This is a genomic window from Enterococcus dongliensis, assembly GCF_031927985.1.
Classification (GTDB): Bacteria; Bacillota; Bacilli; order Lactobacillales; family Enterococcaceae; genus Enterococcus_A; species Enterococcus_A dongliensis.
In genome coordinates this window covers 104,184-125,000 of record NZ_JARPZC010000001.1, presented here as the reverse complement: position 1 = coordinate 125,000, position 20,817 = coordinate 104,184, and the positions used below count along the sequence as shown (strand labels likewise).

Below are 20,817 nucleotides of genomic sequence, written 5' to 3'. Positions count from 1 at the left end.
AGTGGTTCGATGGCAGCAAATAGTGCATTTATTTTGATTTGTTCAGGATTCGTTTTTCTTATGACTCCCGCATTAGCTTTTTTCTATGGCGGATTGGAACGGCGGAAAAACATTTTGAACACGATGATGATGGTCATTTGTACGATGGGATTGGCTTCTTTAATCTGGGTGGCGGTTGGTTATTCATTGTCATTTAGTGGTGACGGTAACTTTATTGGAAATTTAGACAAACTCTTTTTTAACAATGTCTCGATGGTAAAAGGAGAGGGGATTCCAGAAGGACTCTTTGCCTTTTTTCAAATGATGTTTGCTTTGATCACAACTGCTATCTTGACGGGATCAGTGGCTGGCAGAATGCGTTTTTCAGCAATTTTCTTATTTATCGCCCTCTGGTTGGTTATCGTGTATTTTCCGATGGCTCATATGGTTTGGGGCGGTGGTTTTCTTGATAAAATCGGCTCGATTGATTTTGCTGGTGGGAATGTTGTTCATATCAGTTCGGGAATTTCAGGATTAGTATTAGCAATCGTATTGGGACGTCGTCGAGAATATCATATCGGTAATTATCGCCCGCATAATATTCCTTTTGTTGTCTTAGGGACAGGGCTTTTATGGTTTGGCTGGTTTGGTTTTAATGGGGGATCTGCTTTAGCAGCAAATGGATTAGCCATTCATGCGGTCATTACGACAAATACTGCCGCTGCTTGTGCAATGTTGTCTTGGATGTTGATTGAAAAAGTTTTAAATGGTAAACCAACAGTTGTCGGTGCGTGTACAGGGGCAGTTGTAGGACTAGTTGCTATTACACCTGGTGCAGGATTTGTATCGATCTGGTCAAGTATTCTAATTGGTGCGTTAGTAAGTCCATTTTGTTATTACTTTATTGCGGTCATTAAGCAAAAACTGGGCTTTGATGATGCATTAGATGCCTTTGGCTGTCACGGTGTCGGCGGAATTTTTGGTGGTATTGCAACGGGGATTTTCGCTGATCCGTCACTGGGTGGGCGGACAGGCTTGATTTATGGGGAGACGCAGCTATTCATCGCACAAATCGTAAGTGTCCTGTTTACGCTGTTTTTTGCAGGTATCGCTAGTTACTTGATCATCTCGCTGATTCGAAGATTTATACCGATTCGGGTCTCACAACAAGAAGAAGCATTAGGCTTAGACCAAATCGAACATGCTGAAAATGCTTATCCAACATTTATGGGGATGGACTCTTAGAAAGTAACGGAAGGAGAGCGCAATGAAAAAAGTTGAAGCGATTATCAGACAAGAAAAGGTAGAGGAAATAAAAGCGGCTATCGATCAAGAAGTGACCATCAATGGGATGACGGTCAGCCAAGTTTTAGGTTGTGGCTTGCAAAAAGGCCAAAAAAGTCATGTACGAGGACAAGAGGTTATCACAACACTATTACCTAAAGTCTCAGTGAGTTTTATCTTAGCTGATGAAGAAGTAAAGCAAGTCATTGAACTGATTTTGGAAATCTGTCAATCCGAAGAATGCGGGACCGGGAAAATATTTGTCTATCCGATTGAAGAAGTGATACGGATTCGCACAAGAGAAACGGGAAAAGCAGCAATTCAATAAAAAACCGGCTGAGAAATCAGCCGGTTTTTTATTGAAGAAAAGAAATCTTAGGCAGATCAATCGACTAGAAGCAGAGTTTTAAAAAGCAGCTGATTTTTAAAGAACAAAAAACCACCATAGCCGTCACTATGGTGGAAATGAAGGTTGTTATTTACTCTTGGTAGGAGTAAGTATGAAAAACCAATTCGGGATAATTGGTATATTTTCATGATAAAACAAATACGTCTTAAGTTCATGAATGGCTGTTTGTTAATCGCTAAGAAATGAATTAGAAAAAACTTATGCAATTTTCTGTAGAAATTTTCTTTATATTTACATAATGTAAGGGTTGCATTTTGTTTCGAGGAATTTAAGAGCTATGTTACACTTAAATTGGAAGATCTAAATAGGAGGGTACATTTATGGCAAATATCAGTAAAAAGTTACTAACTGAATTGACTTCAGAAAAAGCAACAGGTCCGTTTATTACATTTATGTTGAACACACACCATGGGCATCAAGCTGTTGAAAAAGACCAAATCATGTTTAAAAACTTTGCTAAAGAAGCGAAACGACGCTTTGAAAAAAAATACACTGATCACAGCTTTGAACCATTCCAAGAAAAAATTGATCAATTATTAGCAGATGGTGATTTTTGGCGTAACGGAACAAAAAGTGCTGCGGTGATTTTAACCGCTGATGCAGCATATATTCATCGATTGAGCATCACAGTCGATGACCAGTATTACGTGAGTGATCTGCCGTACTTATTAGCGATCATCAAAAATACTCAATTCAACTATCCATATTATTTGATGGCGTTAAATCGTGATTCGATGAAGCTTTATTTTGTTCGTAACAAAGAAGTCACTGCAATCGAACTTCCAGAAGATGCACCAAAAGATATGGTGACCGCACTGGGAGATGAATTGACCGGCGGGAATTTAAATGTCTCGGCTCGTGGCGGAGAAACCGGAAGCTTCCATGGTGTGAACACTAAAGATGAAGAAGTTGAAATCGATTGGGTGAATTACTACCAAGCTGTCGATAATTTCTTGAAAGACTTAGACAATCCAGACCAACTCCCGCTGTATCTATTTGCTTTACCAGAAAATCAGACTCAATTTAAAAAAGTCGCAAAAAATCCTTATTATTCAGATAAAGCAGCAATCAGCGGTTCGCCAGCACAAGTAACAATTAATGACATCAAAAAAGCGACGCAAAAAATCACGGATCAGTTAACAGAAGCGGAAACACAGTCCTATCAAAAACTAATCGATCGAAAATTTGTGGATCAATTAGTCGATATCGTACCGGCTGCAAAAGAAGGGAAAATTTCCCATTTATTTATTGCAACATCTAATTTGACGAATGGTTTTGGCGCAGACCCAGATGTTGAATACGATCGTCGTCAAGTTTTGAATGAGATCGCTGAAAATGTTATCAGAAATGGCGGACAAGTCTTTGTTTTAGATCAAAAAGATGCGCCAGATGAGAAGAGTTTGTTGGCGGTATTGCGTTATTAAGTGCTAAATATTTCAAATTGATTAAGAAAAAACTTTTTAAGCGATAACCTAGTGTTATCGCTTAATGTATGCTATAATTCTAATTGTAGTTTTTGTACGGTAATATTGGCAAGTTTGTTTCAGACAACATCTTTCCTATTTCACCATTCAAGTAATTACAAACTAATTTTTATCCTAGGAGGATGTTTAACATGGAACAAGGTACAGTAAAATGGTTCAACTCAGAAAAAGGCTACGGATTTATCACTGCTGAAAACGGAAATGACGTATTCGTACATTTCTCAGCTATCCAAGGTGACGGCTTCAAAACTTTAGAAGAAGGTCAAGCAGTGACTTTTGACGTAGAAGAAGGCCAACGTGGACCTCAAGCTACAAACGTTAACAAAGCTTAATTAGTAGACTTCTAAGCCAGGTGCGAAAGCATCTGGCTTTTTTTTGTTCACGGATTACGGAAAGCGGGTTAAACCAAGAACTTTCTTGTAGAAAGTGGTACTATTCAGATATAATGCGTGAGGAAGAGGATAAGCAAGTCGTCTTCTTGTTACTGAGAAATACAGCTCATGAAAATAACTGTTTTTCATATTAAAAAGCAGATGCATTAGTTTGAGAAAGGAGGGCGAATGTGAAGAAAAGTTATGCAGTCGTGGATATTGAAACGACTGGAACAGACCCAAAGACGGATCGAATCATTCAATTTGGCTGTGTATTAATTGAAGAAGGAAAAATTGTGACTCATTTTTCGACAGATATCAATCCAGACCAAAATATCCCAACACAAATCCAAACGTTGACTGGGATTACCAATCAGCGGATCAAAAAAGCTCCTTATTTTGAAGATGTGGCGCAGACAATCGCCAATTTATTGGCAGATACAGTCTTTGTAGCGCATAATATTCATTTTGATTATCCCTTTTTAAGTAATGAATTGCAGCGATGCGGGCTGGCGTCCCTAACGATTCCTGGTATCGATACAGTAGAATTGGCCCAAGTCTTTATGCCTACTTCTTTGAGTTTTCGCTTAAAAGATTTAGCACAAGAACTGCACCTAACCCATGAAAATCCTCATCAAGCGGATAGTGATGCAGATGTAACGGCCCAACTGTTGCTGCATTTAGAAAAAAAAATCATAGAGCTGCCGATTATCACACTGGAGAAGATCATCGCGACAGCTGACCAGATGGCTTTTCAAACGAAAGAGTATTTAGAAGATTGTTTGGTGAAAATGCAAGCAGATCCTAAACCATTATCAAAAGATTTAGCTATTATTCACGGTTTAGCCCTGCGTAAAAAGCATGTCCCGCTCTTTTCTGAAAATTATTTTGGAAAGAAGGCCTATCCTCGTTCTCGTAAAGAAAAGGAAAAAATCTATCATGGTGAATTAGACTTTCGTAAAGAACAAGCTCGGTTGATGAACTTAGTATTCGATTTTTTTAATAAAAAGGACCATAAAAATGTTTTAGTAGAAGCCGCTACCGGGATTGGGAAGACGATGGGGTATTTATTGCCGATGAGTTTTTTAGCGACACCGGAAGATCCGCTTGTAGTCAGTACCGTATCGTTATTGTTGCAAGAACAGATTCTAAATCATGATTTGCCGCTAATCAACCGGATATTGGATCAACCATTGCAAGCGGTGGTGATGAAGAGCAGCCGTCATTATATTGATCTGGATCGTTTTTATCAAAGTTTTGAAAAAAAATCAGAACAAAAACAATATACTTTTTATCAAATGGCGCTACTTGTTTGGCTGACACAAACTGAAACCGGGGATTTCGACGAGTTGAATATGACAAGTTTGAACCATCCTTTTTGGCAAGAAATTGCTCATTTAGGGACGCATACATTAAATGCCAATAGTCCCTTTTATCAAGCCGATTTTATTCGTCATCGACAAGAAAAATTGGCACAAAGTAATTTGATCGTCACCAACCATGCATATTTGGCACAAGAAGATCAGCGAAGAGAACGACAATTGCCTAAAAGTTCTTACTTGATTATTGATGAAGCCCATCATTTGAATCATGTATTAGAAAGAACCAGTACGCAACAATTTAATTTTATAACGATTCAACGAAGATTCAATCATTTATGGGAAGATCAGCAATTTCTTGTTTGGCAAGAACTCGTCCAAAAAGATCAGCAGACACAACATACGCTGGAGGTCTTCCAAGATGTCTTGCAAGAGTTGAATGAAGATCTAACTGATTTTTATCAACTCTTCAAAGAAACGTTCCCGATTGTAGACGAAGGATTGATTACAAAAGAACAGATTGATCAATTATCTTTAGTAGGAGAACAAGTGTTGCAACGAATTGAGTTATTGTATCAAGATGCGTTGACACTTGGTGGACAGCTGCAGACGTATTTCTTCCAATATAAAGAAACGTTCACTATCAAAGAACAAGCTCACTGGAGTGATCTTCAAGCTTTATTAGACGAGTTATTGCAACAAAAAACAGCTTTTGAGACCTTTTGTGAAAAATGGGATGCAAGATATATCCATTGGTTCAATCCTAATCGTAAAACATTTAAAGTCCAAGATCTGGAAGCTGCAATGATTAGTGAAACGGCATGGTATGAGCGTTATCAGCAGATTCTTTATTTAGGCGGGACGTTAAAAATAGGAAGTGATCGGCATTACTTTGCTAAACGTTGGGGAATTCCTGAAGCAGCGTTGAAGATTATCAGCAGCCCGTATGATTATGCGCAACAAGCGAGGATTTACCTACCAACAGAAGGGATCAGTATTCAGACATCTTCACCTGATCAATACGCACAGTACGTAGCAACCGTCGTTCGCAAAATGGCCCAGACCCAGCAACGGCCTATTTTAGTGTTGTTTACTTCTCATGATATTTTGAATCGAGTATATCAACGAGTCCGGGCGCCATTATTGAATGAAGGCAGAGATGTCTTGGCTCAAGGAATTGGTGGCAGTCGCGAAAAATTATTGAAACGTTTTTTATTGTCAAAAGATGCATTGCTATTTGGCGCAGACAGCTTTTGGGAAGGCATCGATTTGCCTGGGGATGTTCTGCAAATTTTAATTGTTACACGCTTGCCATTTGAAAATCCTCAACGTCTGCAAGTCAAAGCACGCAATGAATTTTTGGCCTCAGCTGGGATCAATCCTTTTTTCCAAGAAGCACTTCCCCATGCCTCGTTGCGTTTACGCCAAGCACTTGGACGATTGATTCGTTCTGAAAAAGACAAGGGTGTTATGCTTTTATTGGATCAACGATTCATCACGGCTAAATACAGTGATAAATTGCGTAAAGCATTACCAAAAGAATTGCCAGTCAAACAATTACCGTTAGCAGAGATTTTACTTGAGACCGCCCAATTTTTAAATTCTGACAAAAGTGAAGAGAATTAATGAGGGTGAGACGGTATTTTGGTATAATGTAGCTTGTCTGGAAGGAGGATGATTTTGGATACGAATAGTGCAGGACAACAAAGACTCAATCGGTGGCTGTTGGGAATCGTGACTTTTTTATTGATCATTATCGTGGGATCTGTGATGATCTTTATTCGATCAAATCGTCCGATGCAGCAAGCCAAAAGAGAAGCTGTGCAAATGGCAGAAAAATATGCCGATTTAAAGACGGTAGACCAATTTTATTGGTTTAACCGTGAAGAAACGTATTTTACCGTGACCGGTGAGAACAGTGCTGGGGATGCAATCATTGTAATCGTTCCAAAATCTGGAGAAAAAATCCGTGTATTGGATCAAAAAGCTGGTTTGACGAAAGAACAAGTGAGCCAAACTTTTGAAAAAAAGCATCCTAATCTGATTTTTGAAAAAGCAAATTTAGGAATCTATCGTAAGCAAACCACTTGGGAAATCACCGCAAAAGACGAGCAAGGTGCAATCTATTATTATTTGCTGGCATTCGATGACGGCAAGACAATCAAAGTCATCAAAAAAATGTAATAAATCTAACAAATCTTGGTAAGGGAGTTATCAGTCATGAAATTATCTCAACGTGTAACAAACCTAGAACCGTCCGTCACTTTAGCAGCCACTGCCAAAGCTAAAGCATTGAAAGCACAAGGATTGGATGTCATTAATCTGACAGTCGGAGAACCAAATTTCACTACTCCAGAAAATATCGAACAAGCTGCGGTTGAAGGGATCAAAAGCGGCAAAGTCAGTTTCTATACACCATCTGGTGGTACGCCAGAATTGAAGTCTGCAATTGTTGATTTCACTGAGAAAAATTATGGATTGACGATTGAACCAAAAAATATTATTGTGACCAGCGGGGCCAAATTTGCCTTGTATACGTTGTTTCAATCGATTCTGGATGCTGGCGATGAAGTAATCATCCCTGTTCCTTATTGGGTCAGTTATGGTGAACAAGTGAAACTGGCGCAAGGTAATCCTGTTTTTGTCAAAGGGGAACAAAGCAATGACTACAAGATTACAATTGATCAATTAGAAGCAGCCCGAACAGAAAAAACCAAAGCAATCATTATCAATTCACCATCAAATCCAACTGGGATGATCTATACTGAAAATGAATTGCGCGAAATTGGCGAATGGGCCGTGGGCCATGATCTACTGATTGTTTCAGATGATATTTATGATCATCTTGTTTATAATGGAAACGAAGCAAAACATCTTGCTTCTTTATCTGACGAGATTTTCCATCATACAGTAATCATCAATGGTGTATCAAAAACTTATTCGATGACTGGTTGGCGGATCGGTTATGCGATTGGGAATGCTGAAATCATCGGTGCCATGACTTCGATTGCTTCTCAAGCGACTAGCAATCCAGCATCTGTTAGTCAGACAGCTGCAGTTGAAGCATTGGCAGGTGAACAAGAAACTGCTGAAAAAATGCGTCGAGCATTTGAAGATCGGTTAAATACGATCTATCCTAAAGTTGCTGATCTACCTGGTTTCAAATTGAAAAAACCACAAGGCGCATTTTATCTATTTCCAAACATCCAAGAGGCGATGGCGATGGGCGGATATGACAATGTCACGACTTGGGTAAATGATTTGTTAGAACAAGAACACGTTGCGCTAGTAACTGGTGAAGGTTTTGGATCTTCTGATAGTGTACGGATGAGTTATTCAGCCCGTATGGAGGATTTGGAAGAAGCCGTTGTACGGATTCGCCGCTTTATTGAAAATAGTAAGAAGTAAGCCATCATTTCGGGATAAATAAAGTTAGGAGAGACATTTGTGGAGCAAATTCAAATCATTGATGCCAAGAATCATGTTGGCGAAACAGTAAAAATTGGTGCTTGGGTCGCAAATAAACGTTCAAGCGGTAAGATTTCTTTTTTACAATTACGTGACGGGACAGCTTATTTCCAAGCAGTTGTTGTGAAAAATGACGTGTCAGAAGAAGTCTTTCATTTAGCTAAAGAATTGACACAAGAAACATCCATCATCGTAACCGGTGAAATTCGTGAAGATACACGGTCAAAATTTGGTTACGAATTGGGTGTCCAAGCGATCGAAGTAATCGGTGAAAGTCATGACTATCCCATTACGCCAAAAGAACATGGGGTTGATTTCTTAATGGATCACCGCCATCTATGGCTGCGTTCGTCTCAGCAACACGCAATCATGTTAATTCGTAATGAAGTGATCCGTGCGACCTATGAATTTTTCAATAACAATGGCTTTGTAAAAGTAGATCCGCCGATTTTAACTGGTTCGGCTCCAGAAGGAACTAGCGATTTATTTGAAACAAATTATTTTGATCAAAAGGCCTATCTTTCTCAAAGCGGTCAATTGTATATGGAAGCAGCTGCGATGGCTTTAGGTAAAGTATTTTCATTTGGTCCGACCTTCCGAGCTGAAAAATCAAAAACACGCCGTCATTTGATTGAGTTTTGGATGATCGAGCCAGAAATGGCTTTTATGCACCAAGAAGAAAGTTTAGAAGTTCAAGAGCAGTATGTTGCATATTTGGTACAGAGTGTTCTAGACAACTGTGAGTATGCTTTAGATGTTTTAGGACGAGACAAAGATACTTTAAAGAATTACACAAAACTTCCTTATCCGCGGATTTCTTACGATGATGCCGTTGAATTATTGAAGAAAAATGGCTTCGAGGATATCGAATGGGGCGATGATTTTGGCTCACCTCATGAAACATTTATCGCTAATTCTTTTGATCGGCCTGTTTTCATCTTGAATTATCCAAAAGCAATCAAACCATTTTATATGAAACCACATCCAACTCGCGAAGATGTCGTCATTTGTGCCGATCTAATTGCACCTGAAGGATATGGGGAGATTATTGGTGGCTCAGAACGGGCAACAGATTATGATTTCTTATTAGAACAAATTCGTGAAGCAGGGTTGAATGAAGAAGAATACTCTTGGTATTTAGATTTGCGTAAATATGGGACAGTGCCGCATGCTGGTTTTGGTTTAGGTCTTGAACGGACGATTACATTCATTGCAGGAATCGACCATGTGCGTGAAGCCATTCCATTCCCACGTTTGTTAAATCGTATTTATCCATAACAAAAAAGTGTCGAGAATTTTTCTCGGCACTTTTTTTGTAGAAATCTTTGACTGCAGCGAAAATAAAGGAAAAATCTGCCAGCTGATTTTGTTGAAAAAGCTTTCATTTTCACTTGACATATGAATGCATACTCATATATAATAAATATGAAAAATCATTCATATGTAATAGAGAGAAGGGAATCTCATGGAAAGAATATATCGATTAGATGGATTGGATTGTGCCAATTGTGCTGCTAAAATTGAACGGTCTGTTCAACAAATCAATGGTGTTGAGAAGGCACAAGTTGATTTTATGAGCACCAAATTAACGATTATTGCCCCTGAAAAAGATATTGAACGAATCAGTGAAGAGGCGAAAGAAGTTATTCATAAAGTAGAACCAGAAGTTGAAGTAAACAATATCCAGACTGAAAAAAAAGAAGAAAATTCTAAAGGAAAAATCATTCAGATTGTCGTAGCCCTTGTGGCATTAGGTTTGTTGGTCATTTTTTCACCAGCTATGCCGTGGAAACTAATTGCGTATTTGATTGTATATTTGTGGATCGGCCATGATGTACTTAAAACAGCGATAACAAATAGTTTTCATGGCGAGATCTTCGATGAGAACTTCTTGATGGCGATCGCAACGATTGGAGCAATTGTGATTGGAGAATACCCAGAAGCAGTAGCTGTCATGTTGTTTTATCAAGTAGGTGAATTTTTTCAAGATTATGCCGTTGAAAAATCAAGAAAATCAATTCGTTCGTTAGTCGCAATCCGTCCAGACTATGCTAACGTGATTCAAGATGGTCACGTAAAAAAAGTGGCACCTGAGACGATTAAAGTGGGCGACCAAATTTTAATCAAACCGGGTGAGAAAGTTCCTTTAGATGGTATCGTTAGAAAAGGAGAGTCGATGCTGGATACGTCAGCTTTGACTGGAGAATCTGTGCCTCGCAGTATCTATCCAGAAGAACAGATTCTCAGCGGGTTTATTAATCAGAGCGGACAATTGACTGTGGAAGTAACGACAACATTTGGCGAATCGACAGTCAGCAAGATTTTGGATTTAGTTGAGAATGCCAGCAGCAAAAAAGCACCGGCTGAAAATTTTATCACTAGTTTTGCACGGTATTACACACCGATTGTGGTGGGATTGGCAGTTTTATTAGCAGTTGTTCCACCACTTGTCACAGGAGATCCGTTTTATGATTGGATTTATCGAGCATTGACTTTCTTAGTTATTTCTTGTCCATGTGCGCTAGTTATTTCTGTTCCCTTGAGTTTCTTTGGCGGAATCGGTGGGGCAAGTAAAGATGGTGTGTTGATCAAAGGAAGCAATTACATTGAGACATTGGCGAATGTCGAAACGCTAGTCTTTGATAAAACAGGAACGTTAACAAAAGGTGTTTTTGCCGTTCAAAAAGTGGAAACAACGATTGATCAGAAAAATTTTTTACGTTATGTCGCAAGTGCTGAACAAAGTTCAAGTCATCCAATTGCCCAATCAATCGTGAACTATGTAGATCAACCGCTATTGCCAGTCAGTCAATTAGAAGAAATTGCTGGTTTTGGGATTTCAGTTGAGATTGAGGGGCATCATTTCTTAGTCGGAAATGAGAAACTATTGTCAAAATATGATATTCCTTTTTCGGCAGTCGATGAGATTGGGACAATCGTTTATGTCACAATGGATGGAACATTGATCGGTCATTTGGTGATTGCTGATGAATTGAAAGAAAATGTCGCTGAAACGTTGAAAAAAGTAAAAGAACTCGGTATCAAACGAACAGTAATGTTGACTGGTGATAATCATAGAATTGCTGATGCAATCGGTAAAAAAATTGGAATCGATCAAGTTTACAGTGAACTATTACCAGAAGATAAGGTTCTTCATCTAGAAGAAGAATTGCAACAAAAGACAGCATTTGTCGGAGATGGGATGAATGATGCACCAGTGTTGGCTCGTTCAGATATTGGTATTGCTATGGGAGGACTTGGATCAGATGCTGCGGTTGAAGCGGCTGATGTGGTAATCATGGATGATCAACCAGCTAAGATTCCCGTAGCGATTCGAATTGCTCGTAAGACGATGAAAATCGTTAAACAAAATATCGTCTTTGCAATTGGGATAAAAATTTTCGTGCTGATTTTAGGTGCATTAGGATTTGCAACGATGTATGCTGCAGTGTTTGCCGATGTAGGTGTGACTGTGATTGCAGTCTTAAATGCAATGCGGTGTTTAAAAATAAATTAATTTGTTTAAGAGCAGTCTTCAAAAATGAAGGCTGCTTTTTGTATTTGAAAAATGATTTTCTCGTTAATAATTGATCAATTAAAAAGAGCTTCAGAAAAAAATTACAGAAATTTGCAGCATAAGGGTTGACGAATTCCGATTACAATTGTAAACTTAAAAAGTAGATTACAAACGTAAACGAAAGGAATGAGAGAAATGGCTAGTACACCGATTAAGATTAGTGACTCGGAATGGGAAGTCATGCGTGTGATTTGGACACAGGAGTCTACGACAGCTCAAGAGATCGTCGAAATTCTTGGGCAAACAATGGACTGGAAAGCAGCGACAATCAAGACACTATTGGGTCGCTTAGTAAAAAAAGAGGCAGTGCGGACAGAACAATCTGGAAAAAAATATATTTATTATCCAGCTATTAGTGAAGGCGAAACTGTTAAGAGCGCAACGGAAAGTTTATTTTCCCATATATGTGCAAAACGAATTGGTGAAACGATCGCAGAATTAGTAGCAGAAGCGGCACTGACTGATGCGGACGTAGCTCTGATCAATGAACAGTTAATGAACAAAAAAACTGTCCCGACAATTGAATGCAATTGTATTCCTGGACAGTGTGAGTGCAATCATCATAAATAAAAAAATCTAACTTACTGCTCCTTGAAAGATGGAGTAGTAAAAACTAAATTATTTCACCAAAAAAAACTAAAAACAACTAAGGAGCGAATCAAAATGAAAAAAGAATTTACAATTAATGGAATGAGCTGTAATCACTGTGTGGCAAGCGTAGAAAAGGCGATCAATCAATTGGATGGCATCGATAAAGTAAAGATCAATCTAAAGAAAAATCAAGGTGTCGTTAAATTTGATGAAGCGCAAGTTTCAGCAGAACAAATTGCAAAAGCTGTGACTGATGCAGGATACGAAACTGAGGTGATCTAATTGGCAGAAGCAACAGTAGAAACATTTGCGATCACTGGGATGACTTGTGCCAATTGTTCTGCTCGTGTGGAAAAAGAATTGAAATCAACAACAGGTGTGTTGGAGGCAAATGTCAATTTAGCCACTGAAAAAGCGACGGTTCAATTTGACGATAGCCTCACAGCAGATAAATTGATTCAACGAGTAGAAGCAATCGGTTATGGTGCAATCCTTTTCGATGATGATCATAAACAAAAGATTGAACAAGAAAAAGCAGCCTATCTCATGCGAATGAAACGTGATTTAATTTTGAGTGCAATTTTAACGGCACCTTTAATGATTGCAATGATCGCGATGTTATTAGGCAGTCATGCAGAATGGGTACATTTTCTTCACCTGTCCCTTGTTCAGCTGATTTTAGCGACACCCGTTCAATTTGGTGTCGGCATGCGATTCTATCGTGGCGCGTATCATGCCTTGAAAACTAAGGCACCGAACATGGATGTTTTAGTTGCGATGGGGACGACCGCCGCTTTTGCTTTAAGCGTGTATAACGGCTTTTTCAATGCTCATAATTCCGATTTGTATTTTGAAAGCAGCGGTATGATTATCACATTGATCTTACTAGGAAAATATTTAGAACAAAAGGCAAAAACCAAAACAAGTGACGCGATCAAACAATTGATGAGCCTGCAAGCAAAAACAGCAACACTTATTGTAGATGGTCAAGAAAAACAAGTACCGATTGAAGAAGTTCAAGCTGGTGACCTGTTACGAGTACGTCCAGGAGAACAAATTCCTGTTGATGGAAAAATCCTTGTTGGACAGACGACAATCGATGAAAGTATGCTGACTGGAGAAAGTTTGCCTGTTGATAAACAAGCCGATGATCAAGTTTTTGGCGGAACAGTTAATACGACTGGCAGTATCCAATTTACCGCAACACAAGTTGGTAGCATGACGATTCTTTCGCGGATTATCCGTATGGTGGAAGATGCGCAAGGTGAAAAAGCTCCGATCCAACAAATTGCCGATAAAATTTCTAAAATTTTTGTGCCGGTAGTTTTAGGAATCGCGCTCATCACGTTACTTGCGACCGGTTTTCTGACACAAGATTGGCAACTAGCAATCGTCCATAGCGTCTCTGTCTTAGTAATCGCTTGTCCTTGTGCCTTGGGTCTAGCTACTCCGACTGCTATTATGGTAGGAACCGGTTTAGGTGCAAAGACTGGGATCTTGATTAAAGGTGGAGGTGCGTTAGAAAAAATCGCACATTTAACAACGATTGTTTTAGATAAGACCGGCACAATCACAGAAGGCAAACCAGTTGTCGCCGATTTTGAATCGTTTGATCCACAAGCGTTGTCTTATCTAGCCAGTCTAGAACAACAATCAGAACATCCTTTAGCAAAAGCAATTTATCAATATGGAAAAGAAAAGGCCGCAATCTTGCCAGTTGAAAATTTTGAAAGTTTAACAGGTCAAGGTGTAATTGGAACGATTGAAGGCGTCGAGTATTTTGTCGGATCAAAACGCGGGTTAGAAGAGCGGAAAATTTCATTTCCTAAAGAACGTGTGGTAGCGTTAGAAGGAGAAGGAAAAACAGTGATGTTTCTGGCTGATCAAGTGAAGCTGCTTGCGCTGATTTCAGTGACTGATCAAGTGAAAAAATCCTCTAAAGCAGCGATTGCCGCATTGCATCAATTAGGGATTAACGTAAAGATGCTGACTGGGGACAATCCGCAAACTGCTCGATATATCGGCGAACAAGTCGGCTTAGGTGCTGACGATATCATCGCTGAAGTGCTGCCTGAAGATAAAGCACAGGTTGTTAAGCAGTTACAGACTGAAAATGAATCTGTTGGGATGGTCGGTGATGGAATCAATGATGCACCCGCACTAGCTTTAGCCGATATCGGAATTGCAATGGGCAGCGGGACGGACATCGCAATGGAGACAGCCGATATTACATTGATGAATAGCGATCTTTTATCAGTTGAAAAAAGTATTCGTTTATCAAAAGTAACGCTCAGAAAAATCAAACAGAATTTGTTTTGGGCATTTTTATACAATGTAATTGGTATTCCATTTGCCGCAGCTGGATTTTTGAATCCAATCATTGCTGGCGGTGCGATGGCATTTAGTTCAGTCAGTGTACTATTGAATTCTCTTAGCTTGAATCAAAAAAAATTATAGGAGGCGTTTAGCATGAGACAAGGAGAACAAAAGGATGACTCGATGGAAATGGACCATTCAAAGCATCATCCAGATTCTTCAATGGACGGACACAAACACCACGAAATGACACATGAAATGAATGGACACGATCATGGTGATATGGATCATTCGATGCACATGGGAAATTTTAAGCAGAAATTTTGGCTCTCTCTTGTTTTGTCGATTCCCATCATCATCCTTTCACCGATGATGGGAATCCAGCTTCCTTTCCAATTTACTTTTCCAGGTTCTGAGTGGGTAGTATTGGTATTAGCGACGATTCTTTTCATTTACGGCGGACAGCCATTTTTAAGTGGTGCGAAGATGGAATTGAAAATGAAAAGTCCTGCGATGATGACATTGATCGCAATGGGGATTTCGGTAGCCTATATTTATAGCGTGTATTCATTTATTGCCAATAAAATCAATCCTCATGAACATGTGATGGACTTTTTCTGGGAACTGGCGACATTGATCGTGATCATGTTGTTAGGTCATTGGGTAGAGATGAATGCTGTTTCAAATGCCAGCAACGCATTGAAAAAATTGGCGGAATTATTGCCAGATGAAGTCAATAAGATTGAGGCAGACGGTACGACTAAAAAAGTAAAACTCCAAGAGATTCATCATGGAGATCAGTTGCTTGTTCGTGCAGGGGATAAGATGCCTACAGATGGTGAGATTATTGATGGCTCTACAATAGCAGACGAGTCTGCGGTCACTGGTGAATCAAAAGGTGTACAAAAAAATATTGGGGATTCAGTTATTGGCGGATCTGTCAATGGAGATGGTACCATCAAGTTGAAAGTAACAGGAACTGGTGCAGATGGTTATCTTGCTAAAGTGATGACGATGGTGAAACAGGCACAGCAAGAAAAATCAAAATTAGAATCTATTTCGGACAAAGTGGCAAAGTGGTTGTTTTATATCGCATTGATAGCCGGTATCGTAACCTTTGCGGCCTGGTTGATTTTAGAAGATCTGCCACAAGCACTTGATCGAATGGTGACTGTTTTTGTTATTGCGTGTCCCCATGCGTTAGGTTTAGCCATTCCATTAGTAATTGCTCGCTCCACTTCGTTAGCAGCTAAAAATGGTTTGTTGCTAAAAAGTCGCCAAGCTCTAGAACAAGGCAATCAATTGGATTATATTTTCCTTGATAAAACTGGAACACTGACAGAAGGCAAGTTTACAGTGACTGGTGTTGAAGTATTGGCTGATAGCAGTCGGGAAGAATCTCTAAAATATATCGGTGCTTTGGAAGCACAGACGAACCATCCTTTGGCAGTTGGTGTCATGAATTATTTGAAATCAGAAAAAATTGATCCTTACCAAGCTGAAGATGTTTCAACAATCAAGGGCGTTGGAGTAAGCGGAACGGTCGAAGGGCATCAGGTTGTTTTGGCTAATCAAAAAGAAGTCGAAAAACGACAGTTGAGCTTTGACCAGGAAAAATTGAAAGCTTATCAAGAACAAGGGAATACGATCTCTTTCTTACTGATTGATGAAAAATTAATCGCCTTTTTTGCGATGGGAGATACGTTAAAAGACCAAGCCCAAGACTTTATTAAAAATTTGCGAGCAGTTGGAATCGAACCTGTGATGTTGACAGGAGACAATCAAGAAGCTGCAAAAGCTGTGGCAGAATATTTATCAATTAAAGAATTTTATAGTGAATTACTGCCAGATGATAAAGAAAAAATCATTAAACAGTATACAGATAAAGGCAAGAAAGTCATGATGGTCGGTGATGGAATCAATGATGCTCCTGCTTTAGCGCGAGCTTCCATCGGAATGGCTATCGGTGCAGGAACAGATATTGCAATCGATTCAGCTGATGTTGTCTTGACCAACAGTAATTTACAAGATATTTTGAAATTTGTTCGTCTAGCCAAAAAAACACACAGCAAGATGATCCAAAACCTTTGGTGGGGAGCTGGCTACAATATTTTAGCTATTCCGTTGGCTGCAGGTGTTTTGGCCCCAATTGGGATTTTGTTGAGTCCTGCAGTTGGTGCAATCTTGATGTCATTAAGTACAATCATTGTAGCAATCAATGCGATGACCTTAAACGTCTGATGATTCAGGCGTTTCTTTTTTTCGTAAAAAAATTGATCATAATGAATGCCGAGACTTATGCTATTTTGAAAGAAAAGGTGTCAAAGTAGGTGAGACGCGTGATTTGGCAAAGAATAACGAGAAAAAAATGTCAACGCCAATTGCAACTGATCGAGTTATTACAAAAAGAATGTTATTGCGTCAGTGAACTAGCTGCAAAAATAAAAGTAAGTTCTAAGACGATTCTTCGCGACCTGCGTGAATTGCAGCAGAAAAACTATGTGATAAAGAAAAAATTATGGCAAATTAATTGGCCGCAGCAACGAACATATGAAAGACTTTATCGAAAAATAATTTTGTCTGATCCGTATTTTCAACTGTTTCAACAATATCTTTGGCAGTGTGGATCAAAAAATACGAATTATTCACAGGTGAAGAAATTAAATCAACTCTTACTTGAGTGGAATCTTTCAGTCAATCTTCAAACAGGGAGTTTGATGGGGGAAAAAGCGGTAATCATTCATTTGCAGATTCGTTATTTACGAGATTTTTATCCATGCAATGAGGCAGAAATTTATCAACAAGTGCAAGAATATCATCGTTTCAGCTCATCAAATTTCTTAGAAAAGGAACTCTTTCCTAATACTAAAAGACTAGAGACATTTATAAAAAAATTTGAATTGCTTGATCTGGTTGCCAGCTATTTTTTCTTAGATTATACGCGCTATCATTATCAAATTTGTTCCACATTTTATTTAGACCATCAACGCTATCAAACAAATCTGTATCAGGAAGTATCACAGGCACTAACGATAGTTGAACAAGTAGTAGATTGGGAGATTCAATTGACAAAAACGATTTTTAGAACAAAATTGTTTGAATTATTTTTAGGAATATATCAAGGACTGCCGCTGACTATCAGTTATTATCCGTTGAAAGAAATGAAAGTTGCTGAGATTTTTTGCCTGCTGAGCAAGAAAATGAAACAAAGACTTCCGATATTAAGAAATTGTCGGGTAGATGAATTAGCCGTGGTAATGCATACTATTTTTTCTGCTAGTCATTGGAGTGTCCTGGCGCTGAATCCAGAATTGAAATCTTCTTTATTGATCCAAGAGCGGTATCAAGCTTTTTTACCATTTAGCGAGGGAAAGTAAGGAGAAGATTTTTCTTAGAGAAAGGTTATGCTATAATAATAAAGACTAAGTTGAAAGTAGCCGTGACATTGCAGATTTTCTTTCAGCAAGTACGATGGCCCACAGATAAAGACCGGAGTGAGTTCTTTCATTTGAAAAACTAATTCCATTTAATAAAAAGCAGGAGGAGAGCAGAATGGGATTACGAAAATTAGATGTTCCGACATCTTCAATTACTGAGGTAAAGAAATCACCAATGGATGTTTTTGCTCAAGCTCGTAAAGCAGAGACTGGTGTTTATATCTTTAATCGTGAAAAGATCGCTGGTGTGATGCTGACTAAAGAACAATATGAAGCGCTAGTAGAAGAGCTGGATACATTACGTGACACATTGTATCAGCCTGTAGAACGCGAATTACCCGTTCCAGAAGAATTAGAAGAGCTGGCGACTGCCTTACGAACAACATTGGTAAAAGGATCGGTCATCACAGCACGCTATTTAGATGAACGCATGGTAGCGACCGGATTTATTACTAAGAAGACGGGATTTGGCGGCGTGACAGAGATGATGAAAGAATTGGAAGATACAGGAAAGATCATCTATCAATTACGTCGTCGTGAGCACAACAAAATCATCTATGCCGAGATCTTTGGCGAGTTGCAGGAATTCCAACGGGCCGCAGCTGATAAACTGATGATTCGTAAAGTAAATTTGATCGAGCGATAGACAGTGAGGACTGTCTATTTTTTATTTGATTTTTTGCTATTGAATGATACTGGCAAGTGATTGTTCGTGAACGGATGTTCGGTTATAATGGATGGAGAAAAAGTTTTCAAAGGAGACGAATTGGATGGCTGAGTTGATTTTTCCGTTAAAAAATGACACCTCACGAAAAATTATCCATATCGACATGGATGCTTTTTTTGCATCAGTGGAGGAGCGGGATGATCCTGAGTTGGCAAAACATCCGCTAGTGATCGCTCGTCATCCCTCGGATACTGGCGGTAAAGGTGTTGTGACAACAGCAAATTATAAAGCGCGAATCTATGGTATCCATTCGGCGATGAGTGCACAAAAGGCCTTTGAATTATGTCCGCAAGCAATTTTTAAGCCAGGCGATCACGAGAAATATCGAGCCGTCTCAAAACAAGTTCGCGAGATTTTTAGCCGCTATACAGAAATTATTGAACCAGTCTCGATTGATGAAGCCTATCTTGATGTGACTGAAAATAAAATAAACGCACGTTCAGCGATCAAAGTAGCTCGCTTGATCCAACAAGATATTTGGCAGGAATTACAATTAACTTGTTCTGCTGGTGTTAGCTATAATAAATTTCTAGCTAAGCTGGCTTCTGATTACCAAAAACCGCAAGGCATGACGGTGATTTCACCAGAGGAGGCAGTTGTATTTTTAAAACGATTGCCGATTGAAAAATTTCATGGTGTGGGGAAAAAGACGGTACCGAAAATGAATGAATTAGGTATTTTCACAGGGGCCGATCTCTATGGAAAAAGTGAGATGTTCTTAATTCAAGAGTTTGGTAAGATGGGCTATTCCTTATATCGAAAAGTCCGCGGGATTCATGATTCACCTGTCAGTGTCACTCGGGAACGAAAATCAGTTGGGAAAGAACATACTTATGGCCGTCCGTTATCAACTGAAGAGGAAGTATTGCGCCAGTTACGCCAATTAGCAGAAAAAGTCGAGACTGCTTTGAGGCGCGTACAACGCCATGGTAAAACAGTTGTCGTCAAGATTCGCTATGCAGATTATACTACCGTGACACGACGAGTGACGTTGCCTTATTACATAGAAAAAAAAGAAGAATTGTTTTCTCAAGCGAGTTTAATTTGGGAAGAAATCGGTGGAATTGAAAAAGGGATCCGATTAGTCGGGATTACTTTGACCAATCTAGATCCGATTGCATATGAAAACATTGTCTTACCTTTATGGGAAGAGCGTTCAAATTAGAGCGCTCTTTTTGATTTGTTCAAAGGCTTGTTCCGAGTCATGGAGTTTTTCCCAGATCACGACTTCACCTTGTGCTAATGATTTTTTGACGTCGATGATGCGTTGATTAGCACTGCCGCGAAATTGCAGCATCAAGTTTTTTTGTGTAAGCTCAAACCGGCCATCGACGAGAATATCAATCTTACGCAACATCTCTAATTTGTCATCGCTATCTAGTAATAACTCTTCGAAAGTATAACCGCTCCATGACCAGATATCTTTACTATCACCAAATTCACTACGAACTCGATCGATTACTTTCAAACAAACTTGAGTGTTTAAAAAAGGTTCACCACCTAAAAAAGTGATGCCTTGGACATAATCATGAGCAGTATCAGCGAGTAATTGATCTTCTAATTCTTGAGTAAATGGTTTGCCATAATGAAAATTTTGAGCCGCTGCATTGAAGCAGCCTTCACAGGCAAAAGGACATCCACTGACGTATAAACTATTGCGGACACCTTCGCCATCAACGAAGTTAAAGGGTTTGTAATCAGCGATGTATTGTTGACTGAGTTCGCTAGCCAGCCATTCTTTAGGTTTTGGATTCCGCATATTTTTCACCTTTCAAGTAAAACAGGGAGCGGCAAAGCGCGCCGTCCCCGTCTTTTTTAGTAGCACTTGCTGGGTTTGCAAGTACTGAAGTTATTT

The 20,817-nt window shown here is 39.2% G+C and carries 17 protein-coding genes; 16 read left to right on the top strand and 1 reads right to left on the bottom strand.

What is annotated here, in order from left to right; genetic code table 11:
* The first annotated feature begins 9 nt into the window (after positions 1 to 9).
* The 16 genes from P7D84_RS00575 to dinB all read left to right on the top strand — a co-directional run bounded on the left by P7D84_RS00575 (position 10) and on the right by dinB (position 20,127).
* Positions 10 to 1,224, top strand: a complete 1,215-nt coding sequence (locus P7D84_RS00575) for an ammonium transporter (RefSeq protein WP_311804669.1) — start codon at positions 10 to 12, stop codon at positions 1,222 to 1,224.
* A 22-nt stretch (positions 1,225 to 1,246) separates the two neighbouring features.
* Positions 1,247 to 1,591 carry a P-II family nitrogen regulator gene (locus P7D84_RS00570; protein WP_137602935.1) on the top strand — a complete coding sequence of 115 codons (345 nt, stop codon included), beginning with the start codon at positions 1,247 to 1,249 and terminating at the stop codon, positions 1,589 to 1,591.
* 401 nt (positions 1,592 to 1,992) lie between these two features.
* The gene (locus P7D84_RS00565; RefSeq protein ID WP_137602936.1) at positions 1,993 to 3,096 is read left to right on the top strand and encodes a baeRF6 domain-containing protein; all 1,104 of its coding nucleotides are present in this window, start codon (positions 1,993 to 1,995) and stop codon (positions 3,094 to 3,096) included.
* Positions 3,097 to 3,287: 191 nt separating this feature from the next.
* Positions 3,288 to 3,488 (top strand): cold-shock protein, encoded by a 201-nt coding sequence (locus P7D84_RS00560; protein ID WP_010745638.1) that lies wholly within the window; start codon positions 3,288 to 3,290, stop codon positions 3,486 to 3,488.
* Between the two features lie 230 nt (positions 3,489 to 3,718).
* Positions 3,719 to 6,472 carry an ATP-dependent DNA helicase DinG, 3'-5' exoribonuclease type gene (locus tag P7D84_RS00555; protein ID WP_311804668.1) on the top strand — a complete coding sequence of 918 codons (2,754 nt, stop codon included), beginning with the start codon at positions 3,719 to 3,721 and terminating at the stop codon, positions 6,470 to 6,472.
* 54 nt (positions 6,473 to 6,526) lie between these two features.
* Positions 6,527 to 7,030: a cell wall elongation regulator TseB-like domain-containing protein gene (locus P7D84_RS00550; protein ID WP_311804667.1), complete on the top strand. Its 504-nt coding sequence runs from the start codon at positions 6,527 to 6,529 to the stop codon at positions 7,028 to 7,030.
* A gap of 36 nt (positions 7,031 to 7,066) precedes the next feature.
* On the top strand, positions 7,067 to 8,254 hold the full coding sequence (locus P7D84_RS00545) for a pyridoxal phosphate-dependent aminotransferase (RefSeq protein WP_137602939.1): 1,188 nt from the start codon (positions 7,067 to 7,069) through the stop codon (positions 8,252 to 8,254).
* Between the two features lie 39 nt (positions 8,255 to 8,293).
* A complete protein-coding gene (asnS, locus tag P7D84_RS00540; protein ID WP_137602940.1) occupies positions 8,294 to 9,592 on the top strand; it encodes an asparagine--tRNA ligase in 1,299 nt (432 codons plus the stop codon).
* A 187-nt stretch (positions 9,593 to 9,779) separates the two neighbouring features.
* The gene (locus tag P7D84_RS00535) at positions 9,780 to 11,831 is read left to right on the top strand and encodes a heavy metal translocating P-type ATPase (protein ID WP_311804666.1); all 2,052 of its coding nucleotides are present in this window, start codon (positions 9,780 to 9,782) and stop codon (positions 11,829 to 11,831) included.
* A 186-nt stretch (positions 11,832 to 12,017) separates the two neighbouring features.
* Entirely contained in the window at positions 12,018 to 12,461 is a 444-nt protein-coding gene (locus tag P7D84_RS00530) for a CopY/TcrY family copper transport repressor (protein ID WP_376716903.1), read from the top strand.
* A 93-nt stretch (positions 12,462 to 12,554) separates the two neighbouring features.
* The gene (gene copZ / locus P7D84_RS00525) at positions 12,555 to 12,764 is read left to right on the top strand and encodes a copper chaperone CopZ (protein WP_137602943.1); all 210 of its coding nucleotides are present in this window, start codon (positions 12,555 to 12,557) and stop codon (positions 12,762 to 12,764) included.
* The gene (locus P7D84_RS00520) at positions 12,765 to 14,939 is read left to right on the top strand and encodes a heavy metal translocating P-type ATPase (RefSeq protein ID WP_311804664.1); all 2,175 of its coding nucleotides are present in this window, start codon (positions 12,765 to 12,767) and stop codon (positions 14,937 to 14,939) included.
* A 12-nt stretch (positions 14,940 to 14,951) separates the two neighbouring features.
* Positions 14,952 to 17,039, top strand: a complete 2,088-nt coding sequence (locus P7D84_RS00515) for a heavy metal translocating P-type ATPase (RefSeq protein ID WP_376716902.1) — start codon at positions 14,952 to 14,954, stop codon at positions 17,037 to 17,039.
* An 89-nt stretch (positions 17,040 to 17,128) separates the two neighbouring features.
* A complete protein-coding gene (locus tag P7D84_RS00510) occupies positions 17,129 to 18,175 on the top strand; it encodes a DeoR family transcriptional regulator (protein ID WP_311804663.1) in 1,047 nt (348 codons plus the stop codon).
* 175 nt (positions 18,176 to 18,350) lie between these two features.
* Positions 18,351 to 18,881, top strand: coding sequence for a type II toxin-antitoxin system Phd/YefM family antitoxin (locus P7D84_RS00505; protein ID WP_137602946.1), 531 nt, complete (start codon positions 18,351 to 18,353; stop codon positions 18,879 to 18,881).
* Between the two features lie 124 nt (positions 18,882 to 19,005).
* Positions 19,006 to 20,127: a DNA polymerase IV gene (dinB, locus tag P7D84_RS00500; RefSeq protein ID WP_137602947.1), complete on the top strand. Its 1,122-nt coding sequence runs from the start codon at positions 19,006 to 19,008 to the stop codon at positions 20,125 to 20,127.
* On the opposite strand, the gene nrdG is transcribed toward dinB, so the two are convergent.
* On the bottom strand, positions 20,119 to 20,721 hold the full coding sequence (nrdG, locus tag P7D84_RS00495) for an anaerobic ribonucleoside-triphosphate reductase activating protein (RefSeq protein WP_311804662.1): 603 nt from the start codon (positions 20,719 to 20,721) through the stop codon (positions 20,119 to 20,121). The two genes, dinB and nrdG, sit on opposite strands and share 9 nt — an antisense overlap.
* Positions 20,722 to 20,817: the final 96 nt, after the last annotated feature.

Coding starts and splice junctions, on each gene's coding strand:
- P7D84_RS00575 (WP_311804669.1), top strand. CDS start 10: ATGGCAGCAAATAGTGCATTTATTTTGATTTGTTCAGGATTCGTTTTT.
- P7D84_RS00570 (WP_137602935.1), top strand. CDS start 1,247: ATGAAAAAAGTTGAAGCGATTATCAGACAAGAAAAGGTAGAGGAAATA.
- P7D84_RS00565 (WP_137602936.1), top strand. CDS start 1,993: ATGGCAAATATCAGTAAAAAGTTACTAACTGAATTGACTTCAGAAAAA.
- P7D84_RS00560 (WP_010745638.1), top strand. CDS start 3,288: ATGGAACAAGGTACAGTAAAATGGTTCAACTCAGAAAAAGGCTACGGA.
- P7D84_RS00545 (WP_137602939.1), top strand. CDS start 7,067: ATGAAATTATCTCAACGTGTAACAAACCTAGAACCGTCCGTCACTTTA.
- P7D84_RS00535 (WP_311804666.1), top strand. CDS start 9,780: ATGGAAAGAATATATCGATTAGATGGATTGGATTGTGCCAATTGTGCT.
- P7D84_RS00530 (WP_376716903.1), top strand. CDS start 12,018: ATGAGAGAAATGGCTAGTACACCGATTAAGATTAGTGACTCGGAATGG.
- copZ (WP_137602943.1), top strand. CDS start 12,555: ATGAAAAAAGAATTTACAATTAATGGAATGAGCTGTAATCACTGTGTG.
- P7D84_RS00515 (WP_376716902.1), top strand. CDS start 14,952: ATGAGACAAGGAGAACAAAAGGATGACTCGATGGAAATGGACCATTCA.
- P7D84_RS00505 (WP_137602946.1), top strand. CDS start 18,351: ATGGGATTACGAAAATTAGATGTTCCGACATCTTCAATTACTGAGGTA.
- dinB (WP_137602947.1), top strand. CDS start 19,006: ATGGCTGAGTTGATTTTTCCGTTAAAAAATGACACCTCACGAAAAATT.
- nrdG (WP_311804662.1), bottom strand. CDS start 20,721: ATGCGGAATCCAAAACCTAAAGAATGGCTGGCTAGCGAACTCAGTCAA.